This is a genomic window from Flavobacterium sp. UBA5153 (assembly GCA_002413745.1).
Lineage (GTDB): Bacteria > Bacteroidota > Bacteroidia > Flavobacteriales > Flavobacteriaceae > Flavobacterium.
Genome location: DHXP01000069.1, coordinates 1,806 through 5,484, shown reverse-complemented (window position 1 = coordinate 5,484; position 3,679 = coordinate 1,806). Strand labels below are relative to the sequence as shown.

The 3,679-nt window shown below is 36.4% G+C and carries 5 protein-coding genes; 1 reads left to right on the top strand and 4 read right to left on the bottom strand.

Features of this window, described 5'->3' with window-relative positions; genetic code table 11:
• The first annotated feature begins 21 nt into the window (after positions 1-21).
• Complete coding sequence (locus B2145_RS13935; RefSeq protein ID WP_291103412.1) at positions 22-810, top strand: gluconate 5-dehydrogenase; 789 nt, start codon at positions 22-24, stop codon at positions 808-810.
• Positions 811-941: 131 nt separating this feature from the next.
• Here B2145_RS13935 and B2145_RS13930 read toward each other — a convergent pair whose 3' ends face one another.
• The 4 genes from B2145_RS13930 to B2145_RS13915 all read right to left on the bottom strand — a co-directional run bounded on the left by B2145_RS13930 (position 942) and on the right by B2145_RS13915 (position 3,509).
• Positions 942-1,595 (bottom strand): hypothetical protein, encoded by a 654-nt coding sequence (locus B2145_RS13930; protein WP_291103409.1) that lies wholly within the window; start codon positions 1,593-1,595, stop codon positions 942-944.
• Between the two features lie 36 nt (positions 1,596-1,631).
• On the bottom strand, positions 1,632-2,252 hold the full coding sequence (locus B2145_RS13925; RefSeq protein ID WP_291103407.1) for an ATPase: 621 nt from the start codon (positions 2,250-2,252) through the stop codon (positions 1,632-1,634).
• Between the two features lie 113 nt (positions 2,253-2,365).
• Positions 2,366-3,208: a transcriptional regulator gene (locus tag B2145_RS13920; RefSeq protein WP_291103406.1), complete on the bottom strand. Its 843-nt coding sequence runs from the start codon at positions 3,206-3,208 to the stop codon at positions 2,366-2,368.
• 7 nt (positions 3,209-3,215) lie between these two features.
• A complete protein-coding gene (locus B2145_RS13915) occupies positions 3,216-3,509 on the bottom strand; it encodes a helix-turn-helix domain-containing protein (RefSeq protein WP_291100221.1) in 294 nt (97 codons plus the stop codon).
• Positions 3,510-3,679: the final 170 nt, after the last annotated feature.

The following is a 3,679-nucleotide window of genomic DNA, read 5'->3' as shown; positions in this document are numbered from 1 at the left end:
ATTAAATTTTAACCATTACTTATGTCAATTAACTTATTTGATTTAACTGGAAAAACGGCACTTATAACAGGAGGAGTTCACGGTTTAGGAATGGCAATGGCCAAAGGACTTGGACAAGCTGGGGCAAAAATTGCAGTAAATGATATTTCACAAGATGCACTTGACAAAGCGGTAGCAGAATACAAAGCTGTAGGGCTTGAAGCCTACGGATATGTATTTAATGTTTGCGACGAGAAAGCCGTAATTGCTAGCATTAAACAAATAGAAGCCGAAGTTGGTCCAATCGATATTTTAATCAACAACGCTGGAATCATCAAAAGAACTCCCATCATCGAAATGGAAGTGGAAGATTTCACGGCTGTAATAACGGTGGATTTAATAAGCCCTTTCATTGTTTCGAAAAACGTTGCCAAAGGAATGATTCAACGCGGAGGAGGAAAAATCATCAACATTTGTTCGATGATGAGCGAATTGGGTAGAGATTCTGTGAGTGCTTATGCTGCCGCAAAAGGCGGATTGAAAATGCTTACCAAAAATATGGCTACCGAATGGGCTAAATACAACATTCAAACAAACGGAATTGGTCCAGGTTATTTTGCTACAACCCAAACTGCTCCAATTAGAGTGGATGGACACCCATTTAATGAATTTATCATCAGCAGAACACCTGCTGCTCGTTGGGGAGATCCTGAAGACTTGCAAGGCGCTGCCATCTTCTTGTCTTCAAAAGCAAGTGATTTCGTAAATGGTCACATTCTTTACGTAGATGGAGGAATCCTAGCAACTATTGGAAAACCATCCAATGAGTAGTAATCATATTTAGAAATAGTTCAAACAGATTAGATAAACCATCAAATTAAATTTTGGTGGTTTATTAATTTTGTTACATTTTTATTTATCGATTTCTATAATTTGACGAGGCAATTTGATTACAGGTTATTTTAAATTTTTCTTGTTTTCTTTCTTGAATTAATTTTGTAGAGATATTCAATAAAATCTGGAAGTTCAATCAGGCTTAATAGTCCGCTATCATCAAGAGACATTTGGTTTAACTTTATTTTCTTGATATGTATCCGAAAGGTAATTTCTCCCACGATTTGCATTACGATCCAATCGATATTTGATTTTAGATCCTCGAAATGTTTGAGCTCGTTGTAGTCGGGTAGGTACAGATTAATTTTTATATGCTTGGTGGCGATATTGTAATCCAATAATGCTATTTGTATTTCACTGATTTTGATTTCGTAGTTTTTGCAAATACAGGGTTCGTCTGTACCGTTTTTGTATTTTGTAGCATCTTGCAATGGTTTTATAAATGCTTGGGCGGTGAAATGTTTCAGTGTTGGTGCCTGTTCTTCGAATGCGATAATTTTTGGGAATAGTTTGCGGTATCCGCCTCCCGTGAAAATTATTAGGAATTTATCATTGATTGTCAATGGAGCTTTAATTACAAAACTAATTCTTTTTGAAACATAGTCGAGTTTTTTGGTTAATTGGGAGAATACTTCATCGGTGTTGATTCCGAGTAGGATTGCGTTCAAGATTTCTTGTTCGTTTTTTTGGAAGTAGTTCCAGAAGGTGGTGATTTTTTTCATAGCTAAAGAGTGAGTTGTAAGAAGTGAATAGTGAGATTATCGTTTGTCTTTGGTGCTTTTGTCAAAGGCGATGAGGTTGAGCATATTTCGGAGGCGGGAGCGAACCCGGTTGCCGTAAGCGGTTTCTATTTCGGAGGCGGAGAGGTTAGTGGTGATGTGGGTGTATATTTTTTTGGAGATGAAAATGTCGTATCTGGAGAGAATTATCTCCGCCATTACATTACACTCGTTGCCGTAATATTTGAGGTTCTTTTCGATGCCTAAATCATCGAAACAAATGGTTTTTGGGTCGGGATAGAGTTTTCCTTTGCTGTATTTTTGGATTATTTCGTAACCGTCCTGGATAAATTCGAAACTAATGTCCCGGCAGGGTTTTATATAAAATTTATGTTCGGTTGCCGTTAGGGTTTTCATAAGATTCATTAGGGTTGTTTTTCCGCTGCCTACTGGTCCAGAAAGCAATATTCCTTTGTTGAGATCTATGTTGTATTGATAACAGCTTGGTTCTTCTTTGAGGAAATAGGCAATGAGTTTGTAAATTATTGGGTAATCGCTTTCAAGGATTTTGAAATGATTTCCGTATAATTCTATGCCTCTTTTTTCGAGCCAAAGGATTATTTCTTGGTAATTGTAGTGGGTTTTTATTTCTGTTTCCATAAAATTTAAAATTTAACAGCCAAGTGCGCAAAGGTTTAACGCAAGTTTCGCAAAGTGAGATTAGCTAACGCTCTGTTCGCTTCGCTCGGGTGCTTCGTTCCTCGCAATGACAGCTACAATGGCTCTGAATAGTCTTTGTCGTTACCGATATTGAGGTGCTTGGCTCGGTCGGGTGGTTTTTCGTAGGATGTGAATTTGTTGGCGTTGAGCATCCAGTTTTGAGCTGCGGCTTGCCAATCGACCATTGGGGTTTTGCCACCGACTAGCCAGCCGATACTGGAGAAATAATTGAAAAACTTATTGGCTTCGAGTTCGGGGAAGTTTTGTTGGAGGAAATAGGATTTGACTTCATCGTTTGGAGGAGTTGAAATATTCTTCTTTTTTTCGCGCAACTTTTTTTCTTCTTCTTTTTTTTCTTCGAAAAATAAATTCTCATTTTGAAAATTTTTTGTTTGCTCATCCAAGTTTAAACTGTTTTTAATGTTTGATTTGTTTGTAATGTTTGTATTGTTTATATAAGATACCAGAGCTTGTTCAGTACTTGTCTGTTCACTTGTACCACTACTAGTACAAGACTTGTTCACTACTTGTTCATTAACTAGTTCAAAAACAGGTTCATTTTTTGGCATTGTTGTTTTTTCGTTTTTGGGAATTGGTTTTAAATCATCTGAAAAATTGAATAAATAAACGTGGCTTCCTTTGAATGGATTGTAAGATGGTTCATAGTTGATATAGCCTAGAGAATGTAAGTTTTTCAAACACTTATGATAGGTTGCTTTGGAACTGATTTTGCTTATTCTCATTACCTCATCACGAGATATACTGATTGGGTTTTTGAACCGATTGCAATTCCAAAATTGAAACAACGACATATACAAACTTACGTGTGTTGGATTGAGTGTTTTATCGATGGCAACTTTTTCGAAGAATCCTGTTAGATGTTTTATGTAATTCATCTTTGAGTTATTTAGGATTGAATAAATTGGGTGTTGCTTCCACTTTGTTTGTTTGCAAAACTTTTTCTAGATCGCTATTGGCATAGTAAAGTATTCCGCCAATTTTAGTGTAAGATATAGTTCCATTGATTCGCAGGTTTTGCAAAGTACCAGGAGAAATGTTTAACAGTTTTCTGACTTCATTGGATTTGAGCCATTGCTTTTGCTGTTGCGGTTTGGAATTAAATAGTGTGTTTAAATCGGAAAGCAAGAGGGTGCGAAATTCGTTTAAATCCTCGCGAGTGATCACTTCGATTGCCATAATGTTGTGGTTTTAAATGTTTGGCACAAAGAGAAATAATAAAGTAATACCAAAACAGTTACAGGGGTCATATGACCCTAATGTACCCCCAACAAAATCAGCTAATCGGAGTGAAAAAGTTTTTTATTTATGTGTTTTAGATAGCTGTTTTAATACAATTATGACTAAAT

Bases quoted from the DNA above. Each gene is read 5' to 3' on its own strand.
- B2145_RS13935 (WP_291103412.1), top strand. From the start codon at position 22: ATGTCAATTAACTTATTTGATTTAACTGGAAAAACGGCACTTATAACA.
- B2145_RS13930 (WP_291103409.1), bottom strand. From the start codon at position 1,595: ATGAAAAAAATCACCACCTTCTGGAACTACTTCCAAAAAAACGAACAA.
- B2145_RS13925 (WP_291103407.1), bottom strand. From the start codon at position 2,252: ATGGAAACAGAAATAAAAACCCACTACAATTACCAAGAAATAATCCTT.
- B2145_RS13920 (WP_291103406.1), bottom strand. From the start codon at position 3,208: ATGAATTACATAAAACATCTAACAGGATTCTTCGAAAAAGTTGCCATC.
- B2145_RS13915 (WP_291100221.1), bottom strand. From the start codon at position 3,509: ATGGCAATCGAAGTGATCACTCGCGAGGATTTAAACGAATTTCGCACC.